This window comes from Candidatus Alistipes pullistercoris (assembly GCF_027665465.1).
Lineage (GTDB): Bacteria > Bacteroidota > Bacteroidia > Bacteroidales > Rikenellaceae > Alistipes_A > Alistipes_A hominis.
Window position 1 is genome coordinate 572,912 of the sequence record NZ_JAQDED010000001.1, and the last position, 12,707, is coordinate 585,618.

At 55.2% G+C, this 12,707-nt stretch carries 13 protein-coding genes and 1 tRNA gene; 12 read left to right on the forward strand and 2 right to left on the reverse strand.

Annotated features, from left to right (window positions below; all coding sequences use genetic code 11):
- The first annotated feature begins 416 nt into the window (after positions 1 to 416).
- The 7 genes from sufB (at position 417) to tmk (ending at position 7,186) form a co-directional block, all read left to right on the forward strand.
- Positions 417 to 1,862 carry a Fe-S cluster assembly protein SufB gene (gene sufB / locus PGR91_RS02495; RefSeq protein WP_118655567.1) on the forward strand — a complete coding sequence of 482 codons (1,446 nt, stop codon included), beginning with the start codon at positions 417 to 419 and terminating at the stop codon, positions 1,860 to 1,862.
- A gap of 85 nt (positions 1,863 to 1,947) precedes the next feature.
- Positions 1,948 to 2,898, forward strand: coding sequence for an SPFH domain-containing protein (locus PGR91_RS02500; protein ID WP_055202925.1), 951 nt, complete (start codon positions 1,948 to 1,950; stop codon positions 2,896 to 2,898).
- A gap of 18 nt (positions 2,899 to 2,916) precedes the next feature.
- Positions 2,917 to 3,117: an Arc family DNA-binding protein gene (locus tag PGR91_RS02505; RefSeq protein WP_118655569.1), complete on the forward strand. Its 201-nt coding sequence runs from the start codon at positions 2,917 to 2,919 to the stop codon at positions 3,115 to 3,117.
- A 62-nt stretch (positions 3,118 to 3,179) separates the two neighbouring features.
- The gene (sufC, locus tag PGR91_RS02510) at positions 3,180 to 3,929 is read left to right on the forward strand and encodes a Fe-S cluster assembly ATPase SufC (protein ID WP_055202929.1); all 750 of its coding nucleotides are present in this window, start codon (positions 3,180 to 3,182) and stop codon (positions 3,927 to 3,929) included.
- A 3-nt stretch (positions 3,930 to 3,932) separates the two neighbouring features.
- Positions 3,933 to 5,240 carry a Fe-S cluster assembly protein SufD gene (gene sufD / locus PGR91_RS02515; RefSeq protein WP_118655570.1) on the forward strand — a complete coding sequence of 436 codons (1,308 nt, stop codon included), beginning with the start codon at positions 3,933 to 3,935 and terminating at the stop codon, positions 5,238 to 5,240.
- Positions 5,240 to 6,463 carry an aminotransferase class V-fold PLP-dependent enzyme gene (locus tag PGR91_RS02520; protein WP_118655572.1) on the forward strand — a complete coding sequence of 408 codons (1,224 nt, stop codon included), beginning with the start codon at positions 5,240 to 5,242 and terminating at the stop codon, positions 6,461 to 6,463. The genes sufD and PGR91_RS02520 overlap by 1 nt, the downstream gene beginning before the upstream one ends.
- Positions 6,464 to 6,499: 36 nt before the next feature.
- Positions 6,500 to 7,186 carry a dTMP kinase gene (gene tmk, locus PGR91_RS02525; protein ID WP_055202935.1) on the forward strand — a complete coding sequence of 229 codons (687 nt, stop codon included), beginning with the start codon at positions 6,500 to 6,502 and terminating at the stop codon, positions 7,184 to 7,186.
- A gap of 106 nt (positions 7,187 to 7,292) precedes the next feature.
- On the opposite strand, the gene PGR91_RS02530 is transcribed toward tmk, so the two are convergent.
- Both PGR91_RS02530 and PGR91_RS02535 read right to left on the reverse strand, forming a co-directional pair.
- On the reverse strand, positions 7,293 to 8,726 hold the full coding sequence (locus tag PGR91_RS02530; RefSeq protein WP_055202937.1) for a carbon starvation protein A: 1,434 nt from the start codon (positions 8,724 to 8,726) through the stop codon (positions 7,293 to 7,295).
- 64 nt (positions 8,727 to 8,790) lie between these two features.
- Positions 8,791 to 9,201, reverse strand: coding sequence for an OsmC family protein (locus PGR91_RS02535; RefSeq protein WP_055202940.1), 411 nt, complete (start codon positions 9,199 to 9,201; stop codon positions 8,791 to 8,793).
- A 200-nt stretch (positions 9,202 to 9,401) separates the two neighbouring features.
- Between PGR91_RS02535 and yihA the strand changes: the two genes are divergently transcribed.
- The 5 genes from yihA to PGR91_RS02560 form a co-directional block, all read left to right on the forward strand.
- Positions 9,402 to 10,010 (forward strand): ribosome biogenesis GTP-binding protein YihA/YsxC, encoded by a 609-nt coding sequence (gene yihA / locus PGR91_RS02540; protein WP_101572039.1) that lies wholly within the window; start codon positions 9,402 to 9,404, stop codon positions 10,008 to 10,010.
- A gap of 129 nt (positions 10,011 to 10,139) precedes the next feature.
- Positions 10,140 to 11,081: a ribose-phosphate diphosphokinase gene (locus PGR91_RS02545; protein WP_055202944.1), complete on the forward strand. Its 942-nt coding sequence runs from the start codon at positions 10,140 to 10,142 to the stop codon at positions 11,079 to 11,081.
- 184 nt (positions 11,082 to 11,265) lie between these two features.
- Positions 11,266 to 11,354, forward strand: a tRNA-Ser gene (locus tag PGR91_RS02550).
- A gap of 193 nt (positions 11,355 to 11,547) precedes the next feature.
- Entirely contained in the window at positions 11,548 to 12,195 is a 648-nt protein-coding gene (locus PGR91_RS02555; protein WP_101572041.1) for an IS1 family transposase, read from the forward strand.
- A gap of 171 nt (positions 12,196 to 12,366) precedes the next feature.
- On the forward strand, positions 12,367 to 12,707 hold a 341-nt coding region (locus PGR91_RS02560; protein ID WP_270399125.1), incomplete at its 3' end, for a type I restriction endonuclease.

Here is a 12,707-nt window from a genome sequence, read left to right on the forward strand (position 1 = left end):
TGCTGAGCATGGCTGATAAGGGCCGGGAAGGCTTTCCGGTTTCGGCCCGGCGGACGGAGTTCCGCCGGGCCTTTTTATGCGTGCGCAACGGACGTTGCCGGAGAATCGTCGGGAAGAGTCGGATCGGGGATGATTTTGTCTGCAAAAGTGTAAAAAATTGAGTACTATTGTATCCTGAAGAAGGATTGGCGATGTGAAGGACGGTTTTTTCGGAGAAAGCGGAACATACCGGGTCGGCGGCGGGTACGGAGGAGAGAGACCGTTTTGTTCCGGGGAACGGGGCGGCTCGCGTTTTTTGGCTTAAATTCTGCATGGGCATTTCGCAGGAAGACATAATTTTGCAGGATAGCTTCTTGTGGTTTACCTTTGCGGAAATTATGGATTGTTTCCCGGATTGATTCTTAAAATTAAGTCGGATGGAAGAGAAAGACGATATACTGAACGAAGTCACCAACGGTGAGTATAAGTACGGTTTTGTGACCGACATCGATACCGAAACCATTCCCAAAGGATTGAGCGAGGAGGTCGTCCGGATGATCTCGGCCAAAAAAGGCGAGCCGGAGTGGATGACCGAATTCCGGCTGAAGGCTTACCGGCACTGGTTGACGATGACGATGCCGCGCTGGCCGCATCTGGATCTGCCCGAGATCGATTTTCAGGATATTATTTATTATGCCGCGCCGAAGCAAAAACCGAAACTGTCCAGTATGGACGAAGTCGATCCGGAGCTGAAGGCGACGTTCGATAAGCTTGGCGTGCCGCTCGAAGAACAGATGCTGATGGCGGGCGTGGCGGTCGACGCGGTGATGGACTCCGTGTCGGTCAAGACGACTTTTCGCGAAACGCTGGCCGAAAAGGGGATCATTTTCTGTTCGTTCTCGGAGGCGCTGCGGGACTATCCCGAGCTGGTACGTAAGTACATGTGCAGCGTGGTTCCCTATACCGATAATTTTTTCGCCGCGCTGAATACGGCCGTTTTCTCGGACGGTTCGTTTTGTTACGTTCCCAAAGGAGTGCACTGCCCGATGGAGCTGAGCACTTATTTCCGGATCAACGCGGCCGGAACCGGCCAGTTCGAACGGACGCTGATCGTGGCCGACGAAGGAGCTTACGTCAGCTATATGGAGGGGTGTACCGCGCCGCAGCGCGACGAAAACCAACTGCATGCCGCCGTCGTCGAGATCGTTGTGATGAAGGACGCCGAGGTTAAGTATTCGACCGTGCAGAACTGGTATCCGGGCGATAAGGACGGCAATGGCGGAATTTATAATTTCGTGACCAAACGCGGCATGTGCCGCGGCGAGAATGCCCGGCTGTCGTGGACGCAGATCGAAACCGGTTCGGCGTTGACGTGGAAATATCCGAGCTGTATTCTGGCCGGCGACAATTCGGTCGGCGAATTCTATTCGGTGGCGGTGACGAACAATTTCCAGCAGGCCGACACCGGAACCAAGATGATTCATCTCGGGCGGAATACCCGCAGCCGGATCGTCAGTAAGGGGATCTCGGCCGGCCGCAGTCAGAATAGCTATCGGGGATTGGTCAGGGTCTCGCCGAAGGCCGAAGGCGCGCGTAACTTTTCGCAGTGCGATTCGCTGCTGATCGGCGACCGTTGCGGGGCGCATACGTTCCCGTACGTAGAGGTGAACAACCTCAGCGCGGTCGTGGAGCACGAGGCGACGACGTCGAAGATCGGCGAAGACCAGTTGTTCTACTGTAACCAGCGCGGACTGTCGACCGAAGACGCTGTCGGTCTGATCGTCAACGGGTATGCCCGCGAAGTGCTGAATAAGCTGCCGATGGAGTTTGCCGTCGAAGCGCAGAAATTGCTGTCGATCAGCCTCGAAGGCAGTGTCGGATGATTTTCGTAGGTGAAAATTTGGATTTGCAAATCGTTTTCCATATCATTGTGATATTATTTTGATATTACTTTTAAAAAGGGCGGTTATGGAAAAGAATGAAAAGAAATTTGCCGGGTTCCGGATGTCCGGTTTTTCGATGCTGGCAGTCATGTTATTGCTGCTCGTGGGCGGCGTCTGGCTCTTGACGCAGGCGATGCCCGTATGGGGCGGATTGTGTTTGTTACTGTTCGTGCTGTGTCTTCCGGGATTTATGATGATCGAGCCGAACGAGGCGCGCGTAATGCTTTTTTTCGGGGTCTACAAAGGGACGTTGAACGACAACGGTTTTTGGTGGGTGAATCCTTTCTACGCGAAGAAAAAAATGACGTACCGGGCCCGCAACCTCGACATCGAGCCGATCAAGGTGAATGACAAGGCCGGCAATCCGGTGATGATCGGGCTCGTGCTGGTATGGAGGGTGAAGGATACTTATAAAGCGATGTTCGAGATCGACAGCCAGGAAACGTCCGGCGTCAGGGCGGTTCCGGTGAAAGGCGGCGTGGTCGCCGTGCAGCAGCGCGAGACGCTGGCGTCGCGGATGGCCGCTTACCAGAATTTCGTCAGCGTGCAGAGCGATGCGGCGCTGAGGAGTCTGGCCGGGGAGTACGCCTACGATAACAACGAGTCGTCCGACGAAGTGACGCTGCGTTCCGGCGGCGAGGAGATCAACGATCGGTTGGAGCACGAACTCAATTCGCGGCTGGCGATCTCCGGGATCGAAGTGGTCGAAGCGCGAATCAATTACCTGGCCTATGCGCCGGAGATCGCCGCGGTGATGCTGCGCCGGCAACAGGCTGCCGCGATCATTTCGGCCCGCGAAAAGATCGTGGAGGGAGCGGTGACGATGGTGCAAATGGCGCTCGATAGGCTGGCCGCCGAAAAGGTGGTCGATCTCGACGAAGATAAGAAAGCGGCGATGGTAAGTAATTTGCTGGTGGTGCTCTGTGCCGACGAACAGGCGCAGCCGGTCGTGAATACCGGAACGCTGCACCAGTAGCGAAGAGAGACAAGGCGGATGGCTAAAGAGATAAAACAAAAAACGTTCATACTGCGGATCGATTCCCGGCGGATGGAAGCGATCGAGAAGTGGGCCGCCGACGAGTTTCGCAGCGTGAACGGACAGTTGCTCTACATCATCGACCAGGCGTTGAAAAAAAGCCGCCGGATGCAGAACGAAGGCGGGGCCGTTTCGCCGCCGGACGAAAGAGGAGATTAACGGATCGGACATTCGCGCTCCGGGGATACGGAGTGCGGACTACCGCTTAAAAGATACTTTATATGTTGGAGGTTAAGAATCTGCACGCCGTAGTAGACGGCAAGGAGATACTCAGAGGAATCGACCTGTCGGTGCGGGCCGGCGAAGTGCATGCGATCATGGGGCCGAACGGCTCGGGCAAAAGTACGCTGGCTTCGGTGCTGGCCGGGAACGAACGGTTCGAAGTGACCGAAGGCGAGGTGTCGTTCGACGGAATGAACCTGCTGGATATGAGCGTCGAAGACCGGGCCCGGGCGGGACTGTTTCTCGGATTCCAGTACCCGGTCGAAATTCCCGGCGTCAGCATGGCCAATTTTTTGAAGTATGCGGTCAACGAGAAGCGCAAATACCAGGGGTTGGAGCCGCTATCGTCGGCCGAATTCCTGAGGATGATGCGCGAGAAGGCCAAGGTGGTCGAGATCGACAGCAAGCTGACCAGCCGCGCCGTCAACGAAGGTTTCTCGGGCGGAGAAAAGAAGAAAAACGAGATTTTCCAGATGGCGATGCTCGAACCGAAGCTGGCGATCCTCGACGAAACGGACAGCGGGCTCGACATCGACGCGCTGCGGATCGTGGCTACCGGAGTGGCCAAGCTCAAGCGGCCCGACAATGCGACGGTAGTCATTACGCACTACCAGCGGTTGCTCGATTACATCGTTCCCGACGTGGTGCATGTGCTCTACAACGGTCGGATCATCCATTCGGCCGGCCGCGAATTGGCGCTGAAACTGGAAGAGCAGGGTTACGATTGGCTGATCAACGAATATAAATAAGCGATGGAAAGCTCATTGGAGAAACAACTGGTGGAGCTGTACCTGGCGGGTGCCGACATCATCGGCGAGGGATTGCCCGCGCCGTTGAACCGTCCGCGCGCGGGAGCGCTTGAGACGTTCAACCTGCTGGGTATTCCGCCGCGCGGTTCGGGGTACGGCGACCGTTACCATTATACCGATCTGCGGAACCTTTTTCAGCAGGAATACGAACGTTATTTCACTCCGTCCTATCCGTCGGCGGCTTTGGCGATGCCGGAAACCGAAGGCGAACGGCTTTCGTTGCTGAACGGGTTCTGTACGTCGGAACAACCGCTGACACGATCCGAAAATGGGGTAATTTTCGGGTCGCTGGCTGCGGCCGCGAAAGCTTATCCGGAACTGGTGGAGCGTTATTATAACCAACTTGCCGAGTCGCAGGGCGACGCCGTGTCGGCGCTCAATACCGTGTTCGCGCAGGACGGCGCGTTCGTATACGTGCCGCAGGGAGTTCGGGCGGAGCGTCCGTTCGTGATTTCGTTCTCGTATTACAGCGAGGGCGAGTCGTTGGCCGGATTTGCCCGCAACCTGTTCGTTTTCGAATCTGGAAGCCGGGCGCAGGTGGTGATCGAAAACCGTTCGGCGAGCGATGAGACCTATTTCGACTGCCAGGTGCGCGAGGTCTTTGCCGCCGAGGACGCCCGTGCCGATATCGTCGAACTGTTCCGGATGAACGGCCGTTCGTCGATCGTGTCCGGCAGCTTCACCGAGCAGCAGGCGTCGAGTCGCGTGCATACGCTATCGGTGGGACTGGAGGGTCGGCTGATCCGGGGCGATCAGCATGTCGCGCTGAAAGGGCGCGGAGCCGAGAACCATACCGACGGGTTGATGCTGAGCGGCGCGGGACAGCATATCGACTTTACGACCGATATCCGGCATATTTCGCGCGATTGCACCAGTTACGAAGTGTTCAAGGGGATTGCTTCGGACGGCGGAACCGGCGTATTCAGCGGCCGTATTTACGTGGCGCAGGACGCCCAGAAAACGCAGGCTTACCAGCAAAGCAACAACCTGCTGCTCGGCGACGGAGCGCATATTTATGCGAAACCGCAACTGGAAATTTATGCCGACGACGTCAAATGCAGCCACGGGGCCACCGTCGGGCAGTTGAGCGAAGAGGCTGTTTATTACATGCGCCAGCGCGGGATTCCCGAGCAGACGGCGCGGCGGCTGCAAATGGCCGGTTTCATTAATCAGGTGGTCGAGCGGACGCCGGTCGAAGGCCTGACCGAGCGGATCGAACGGCTGGCCGCGGATAAAATCGAACGGATGTAATGGAATTCGATGTTCAGAAAATACGCGCCGATTTTCCGGTGCTTTCCCGCCGGGTTTACGGTAAGCCGCTGGTCTATTTCGATAACGGCGCTACGGCCCAGAAGCCGTATGCGGTGATCGATAAGGTCGATTACCTGCACCGCGAGATGAACGCCAACGTACACAGGGGCCTGCACTTTATGAGCGAAACCTGTACGGACGAATACGAGGCCGCGCGGCGGGACATCGCGGCGTTTATCGGGGCCGGTTCGACGCGCGAGATCGTGTTTACGGCTGGAGCTACGGCGGCGATCAATACGGTGGCGTATAGCTTCGGGGAGCGTTATATCGGACCCGGCGACAATGTTGTCACGACCGAGATGGAGCATCATGCGAACATCGTTCCGTGGCAGTTGATCTGCGGGAGGAAAGGAGCGGAACTGCGCGTGGTGCCGTTCGCGGACGACGGCCGGCTCGAAATCGAGAAACTGCCCGGACTGATCGACGACCGCACGCGGATCGTCTGCGTCACGCAGGCTTCCAACGTACTCGGAACGTGCCCCGACCTGTCTGCCGTAATCGCTATGGCGCATGACCGCGGCGTGCCGGTGCTGGTCGACGGATGTCAGGGAATTGTTCACGGCGGAGTCGACGTCGCGGCATTGGATTGTGATTTTTACGCGTTTTCGGGCCATAAGTTATACGGGCCGACCGGAATAGGCGTCTTGTACGGGAAAGAGCGTCTGCTGGACGAAATGCCGCCGTTTATGGGCGGCGGCGATATGGTCGGGACCGTGTCGTTTTCCGGGACGACCTATGCCGAACTGCCGCTGAAATTCGAAGCCGGAACCACGAACTATATCGGAGCGATCGGACTGGCCGAGGCGGTCCGTTACCTGAACGGGATCGACCTGCAGGCGGCGCACCGCCATGAAACGGCGCTGAAAGATTATGCAACGCAGCGTCTTTCGGCAATCCCCGGCGTGCGGATTTACGGGACGCAGCCCGGGAAATGCAGCATCATGTCGTTCGGCGCCGAAGGAGTGCATCCGTACGATGCGGGGATGATTCTCGATAAGCTGGGCGTGGCCGTACGCACCGGAACGCATTGCGCCGAACCGGTGATGACGCACTACGGTATCACGTCGATGATACGCGCGTCGCTGGCGATGTACAATACGATCGAAGAAGTGGATGTTTTCGCGGACGGACTGATCCGTGCGCTGGATATGCTGCGGGCGTAGCCCCGGCGGTAAACGATAGAAACCGAATCAATAAATATGTCGCTGATTGTTCTCGAAGGGCTCGACGGAGCCGGAAAATCGACCCAGATCGACCTGTTGCAGCAGTTGCTCGCTTCGCGCGGCCTGCGTTACGAATACTTGCATTTCCCGCGTTTCGACGCGCCGATTTACGGCGAGTTGATCGCCCGCTTTCTGCGCGGCGAATTGGGAGCAGTGGACGCCGTCGATCCGTATGTGGTCGCATTGTTGTACGCGGGCGACCGCGCCGACGCCGCGCCGGTGATCCGGCGGTGGCTCGACGAGGGGAAATTCGTGATCCTCGACCGTTACGTCTATTCGAACGTGGCGTACCAGTGCGCCAAAATCGGAGATGCGGCGTCCCGCGAGCGGTTGCGGGACTGGATCGTCGATCTGGAGTATGATTATCATAAAATTCCGCAGCCGGACGTTTCGCTGTTTCTGGACGTTCCGTTCGGATTTACCCGGCGTAAACTCGAAGAGGTGCGCGAAGGGGACGACCGCGGTTACCTGCACGGAAAAAAGGATATTCACGAGGCGTCGCTGACGTTGCAGCAACGGGTGCGCGAGGTGTATCTCGGTCAGGCGGAGCGCGACGACCGGTTCCGGGTGGTGGACTGCGCCGGCGACGACGGGACGATGCTGCCGCCGCCGCAGATTTTCGAGCGGATCCGGGCAGCATTGGCCGGGGTTTTCGGAAATTAGCTTGCGAACCGTTTTCGCGCCGGCGGTACGGCCGCGGCAGGGATCAAACGAAAAGGGATTTTCCGCATGAAAATCCCTTTTCGTTTGATTGATGAATCCGTACCGGTCAAATCGTCGGATTCCGCCGCAGGTATTTGTTGCGCCACACGAGGAACAGGACGAATATGAACAGGGTAACGGCTCCGCCGAGCCAGTAGGCCAGTTCTTGCGGCAGGTGCAGTCCCTCCCGTGCGATCAGGATATAGGTCGAACAAACGGCCGTCATAAACAGCGCGGGGATCAGCGTGATAACGTACGGTTTGCGTTTCTGGGTCAGATAGACCGTCAGCGCCCATAGCGTGAAGACGGCCAGCGTCTGGTTGCACCAGGCAAAGTAGCGCCACAGTACGGAGAAATTGGCGTGCAGGATGATGTAACCCGCGACGAACAGCGGAACGGAGATCATCAGCCGTTTCAGGATCGGTTTCTGGTCGACGCGCAGGAAGTCGGCGACGATCAGCCGGGCCGAGCGGAAAGCCGTATCCCCCGAGGTGATCGGTGCGGCGATGACGCCCAATATGGCCAGGAAGCCGCCCACGACGCCCAGCCACTCTTTGGTGATCGAGTCGACGATGACGGCGGCGTTGTCGTTCCCCGATCCGGCGGCGAACAGCGCGCTGCCCTCTTCGGTGTGGAAAAAGTAGGTTGCGGCAGCGGCCCAGATCAGGGCGACGATCCCCTCGGTGATCATGGCGCCGTAGAATACCGGCCGGCCGTATTTTTCATTGGTCATGCAGCGAGCCATCAGCGGCGACTGCGTGGCGTGGAATCCCGAAATCGCTCCGCAGGCGATCGAAATGAACATCATCGGGAAGATCGGCAGGCCGTCCGGATGCGTATTGGCGATGCCGTCGGTCAGTTCCGGCAGGGCGGGATGATGCCAGAAGATCATAAAAAGAATGCCTGCTGCCATGAATATCAATGCAATGGCAAATATCGGGTAGATTTTGCCGATGATCTTGTCGATCGGCAGCAGCGTAGCCAGCACATAATAAACGAATACGACCGTCGCCCAGAACGACAGGTCGAGGCTCTCCGGGGTCAGCTTGGCCAGCAGCCCGGCCGGCCCCGCGACGAATACGGCGCCGACCAGCACCATCAGCAGCACCGTAAAGCCGCGCATGAATTGTTTGAAGTTGACTCCCAGGTAGCGGCCGATGGTTTCCGGCAGGCTCTCCCCGCCGTTGCGCAGCGAGATCATGCCTGCCAGAAAATCGTGTACGGCGCCGGCGAAGATGCTGCCCAGCACGATCCATAGGTAAGACGCCGTCCCGAATTTGGCTCCCATGATCGCGCCGAAAATCGGCCCCAATCCGGCGATGTTCAGGAACTGGATCATGAAAATCTTCCACGTCGGCATCGGGATGTAGTCTACGCCGTCCTGTTTCGTATAGGCCGGCGTTTTACGCGCCGGATCGACCCCGAATATTTTTTCGACGAATTTGCCGTAGAAAAAATAGCCTGCGATCAGGGCGAGCAATGCAATGGTAAAAGTGAACATAGCATAATGTTTTTAGAAAGCGCGGGGCCGGACGAACCGGCGCCGCGCACCGGTCGATCGGCGGTTATTCGCCGTAACGGTAGCTGACGGTCTGTTTGCAGTCCGGGTGCAGCGACTGGGCGACCGGGCAGGTAGCCGCGGCCCGTTCGAGAATCTCGCGCTGTTTCGGATCGGCGATCGGTTTTGGGAAATGCACTTCGACGACGATTTCGCCGATCCGCCGCGGCGATGCGCTCATGATTTTGGTGATGTGCAGTTTCGTGCCGTCGATGTCGATACCGTGCGTCTGCGCGGCGATGCCCATGATGGTCATCATACAGCTTCCGAGCGCCGTGGCTACCAGATCGGTCGGCGAGAAGGCTTCTCCTTTGCCGTGGTTGTCGGTCGGAGCGTCGGTCAGGATTTTCGTTCCGGACTGGACATGGGTGGCTTCGGTACGGAGACCGCCCAGATAGATCGTTTCTACAGTTGCCATAATTTTGCGTTTTTGAATGATTCGTCGTTTTTACGATAGCCGGCACCGGGACGGATATCCCGCTCCGTCCCGTTTATCCGGGGAACGGTCCGGCGTGTCACGTGCAAAGATAAAAAATAATCCGCAGCGGTGTTCCGCCTCCGGCGGGCAGGGCGTGCGAAACCCGGATTTTTCGTTACCTTTGTAAAAAATCAGTCCGTATGCACATCTCTTCCGCCGTTTTTACTGTCAGCAGCCAGAAGTTGAGCCAATGTCCGACGGACGGTTTGCCGGAATTTGCGCTGATCGGCCGCTCGAACGTCGGCAAATCGTCGCTGATCAACATGCTGACCGATCGTCCGGGATTGGCCAAAGTTTCCTCGACTCCCGGTAAAACCCGGTTGATCAATCATTTTAAAATCAATGCGAAGTGGTATCTGGTCGATTTGCCCGGATACGGCTATGCGCGCGTTTCGAAAAACCAGCGCGGGGAGTTCTCGAAGCTGATTACCGATTACGTGCAGAAACGGGAGGCGATGGTTTTCCTGTTCGTGCTGATCGATTCCCGGCTCGATCCGCAGAAGATCGACCTCGATTTTATCCGGATGCTCGGCGAACACGGCGTGCCGTTCGGGTTGATATTCACCAAATGCGACAAACAGTCCGATGACCGCACGTCGTCCAATATGGCGAAATTCCGCCGGAAAATGCTGGAAACATGGGAAGAGCTGCCGCCGGTGTTCCGTACCTCTTCCGAAAAAAAGACCGGGCGGGACGATGTACTCGATTTTATCGGACATTGTTTGGAGACGGTCGGGGATACGGAATGAAACCGTTCGGATTTGTTGCCCAGCCTTTTTGCGCTGGATTCCGATATTTTATGAATAAAAAGTTAAAATTAATCCCCCTTTTTCCACGAAATTGGCGTACCTTTGCGCGCAAATGAAATTCTTCAGATAATGGCAATTCACAAGCTTAAAATTTTTTCATGCCGTGGTTCCCGTTACGTGGCCGAGAAGATCGCTGCGAATTTCGGGGTCGATCTGGGCGATTCCCAGGTTTTGGAGTTCAGCGACGGCGAATTCCAGCCCGCGTTTGACGAAAGCATCCGGGGATGCACCGTTTTTATCGTGCAGTCGACCTTCCCGCCTGCAGACAATCTGATGGAACTGTTGCTGATGATCGATGCGGCGCACCGGGCGTCGGCGCACCGGGTGATCGCCGTGATGCCCTATTTCGGTTGGGCGCGGCAGGATCGCAAGGACCGTCCGCGGGTTTCGATCGGAGCCAAATTGGTTGCCAATCTGTTGCGCGCCGCCGGCGTCGACCGGATCATGACCATGGACCTGCATGCCGACCAGATTCAGGGATTTTTCGATATCCCGGTCGATCATCTCTATGCGAGCGGCATATTCGTTCCCTACATTAAAAATCTGAATATCGAAAACCTGTCGATCGCCGCGCCGGACATGGGGGGGGCCAAACGGGCGAACGCTTATTCGCAGCACTTGAACGCGCCGATGATCATTTGCCACAAGCAGCGCGAAAAGGCCAACGTCGTAGGGAAAATTACGGCGATCGGCGAGGTCAAAGACCGGAATATCATCATCATGGACGACATGATCGATACGGCGGGCACGATTACCAAAGCGGCCGATATGTTCATGGAGCTCGGCGCTTCGAGCGTCCGCGCCGCCGTGACGCATCCGGTACTGTCGGGGCCGGCCTACGACCGAATCAATAACAGCGCACTGTCGGAAGTGATCGTAACGGATACGATTCCGCTGAAAAAAGACGAAGATACCTCGAAATTTACCGTGCTGACCGTGGCCGACATTTTTGCCGACGTCATCGAACGGGTGCACGATTATCGGGAGATCAGTTCGAAATTTATTTTTTAGATCGGAGGGCGATTTGTCCGGCGAGTCGGGTGCGGTGACGCACGGGCAGTCGTTCCGAAAAAGCCGGTCTGCCGGGGACCGTCCGGAACTTTAGGGATTTATTTTTCCGCGCGTCGAAAAAAGATTTGCGTTTTTGAAAAGTAAACCATACTTTTGCACGGTAATTATTTCAGGCTATGGCCACGGAGAGGTGGGTGAGTGGCTGAAACCAGTAGTTTGCTAAACTGCCGAGCTGGGCAACTGGCTCCACGGGTTCGAATCCCGTCCTCTCCGCTGAACTGGTAATGTATCAGATTAGGGCACAGAACTGCAACTAACTGATAATCATTACAAGGACTTAAAGAAAAACATAAAAAGAAGACGACTTTCGGGTCGTCTTCTTTATTTTTGTGCCCAAAAATCGGCTGAAAATCGGCCGAGGGTTCCGGATAGGAACCTTCATGTATCAGATTAGGGCACGAAAAAAATGACTTGCAAATTTTGCGGAGGAACTTGTATAAAAAATGGTTATCAAGCAAACGGTAAGCAACGCTATAAATGCAAACACTGCCATAGGAAACAACAGGCGGATTATTCTTACCAAGCCTATATCCCGGAATTAAACCGGACGATCTCGGAATATATCAAAGAGGGCGTCGGGATCAGAGGCATCGCAAGGTTACTGGAAATATCGACGACGACTCTCATTAAAAGAATTATCTCCATCTCCAAAGATATAACAGCTCCACATGTAACAGCCAATGCAGAGTATGAAGTCGATGAAATCAAAATCTTTGTCGGCCGTAAAAAAGATCATATCTGGGTGGCCTATGCTCTGAACTGCGCTGACAAATCCGTCGTCTGTTTCTCTGTTGGACCTCGTACCAATGAAACGCTGAGTAAGGTTACCGATAAACTGACCAATGCCAGATTGATCTATACGGATAAACTCCGGCAATATAAATTCCTCATCTCCCCGGAAATCCATAGGACTGCTCACCGCGGCACCAACCACATCGAACGGAACAATCTGACCATCCGTACACATATCAAGCGCCTGGCCCGTCGCACGATCTGTTTCAGCCGGAAAGCGATAATGCTTTATGCGGTATTGAAGATTTATTTTTGGGGATAGTATAATCATTTAACAATACGAATGTGACTATTATATCAAATAAAGAAAATAGTCCGACAAAGCAAAATAATCCGATACTACTCTTTCTTATACTTTAAAAATCGTAGAAACCCGAATTAATCGCTATATTTGTAACAACTTAGGTGTAATATACACACTTTTAAAACTGTTATGAATCGGGAAAAACAGATAGAAGAAAGTTTTATTCGGAAACTGACGGAGCAACTAAAATATGTCTATCGTGATGACATTCACGATAGAGCCTCTCTTGAAGCAAATTTCAGGCAGAAATTCGAGACGCTGAACAAAGTAAAATTATCCGATTCCGAATTTGATCGGTTGCTGGAGGAGGTTATCAATCCCGATGTTTTCGTATCGTCGAAAAGGTTACGCGAGCGAAATACATTTACCCGTGAGGACGGAACGCCATTGCAATACACACTGGTCAATATAAAAGATTGGTGTAAGAACGACTATGAAATAATCAATCAATTACGGATGAATACCGATAA

Bases quoted from the DNA above. Each gene is read 5' to 3' on its own strand.
- sufB (WP_118655567.1), top strand. From the start codon at position 417: ATGGAAGAGAAAGACGATATACTGAACGAAGTCACCAACGGTGAGTAT.
- PGR91_RS02500 (WP_055202925.1), top strand. From the start codon at position 1,948: ATGGAAAAGAATGAAAAGAAATTTGCCGGGTTCCGGATGTCCGGTTTT.
- PGR91_RS02505 (WP_118655569.1), top strand. From the start codon at position 2,917: ATGGCTAAAGAGATAAAACAAAAAACGTTCATACTGCGGATCGATTCC.
- sufC (WP_055202929.1), top strand. From the start codon at position 3,180: ATGTTGGAGGTTAAGAATCTGCACGCCGTAGTAGACGGCAAGGAGATA.
- sufD (WP_118655570.1), top strand. From the start codon at position 3,933: ATGGAAAGCTCATTGGAGAAACAACTGGTGGAGCTGTACCTGGCGGGT.
- PGR91_RS02520 (WP_118655572.1), top strand. From the start codon at position 5,240: ATGGAATTCGATGTTCAGAAAATACGCGCCGATTTTCCGGTGCTTTCC.
- tmk (WP_055202935.1), top strand. From the start codon at position 6,500: ATGTCGCTGATTGTTCTCGAAGGGCTCGACGGAGCCGGAAAATCGACC.
- PGR91_RS02530 (WP_055202937.1), bottom strand. From the start codon at position 8,726: ATGTTCACTTTTACCATTGCATTGCTCGCCCTGATCGCAGGCTATTTT.
- PGR91_RS02535 (WP_055202940.1), bottom strand. From the start codon at position 9,201: ATGGCAACTGTAGAAACGATCTATCTGGGCGGTCTCCGTACCGAAGCC.
- yihA (WP_101572039.1), top strand. From the start codon at position 9,402: ATGCACATCTCTTCCGCCGTTTTTACTGTCAGCAGCCAGAAGTTGAGC.
- PGR91_RS02545 (WP_055202944.1), top strand. From the start codon at position 10,140: ATGGCAATTCACAAGCTTAAAATTTTTTCATGCCGTGGTTCCCGTTAC.
- PGR91_RS02555 (WP_101572041.1), top strand. From the start codon at position 11,548: ATGACTTGCAAATTTTGCGGAGGAACTTGTATAAAAAATGGTTATCAA.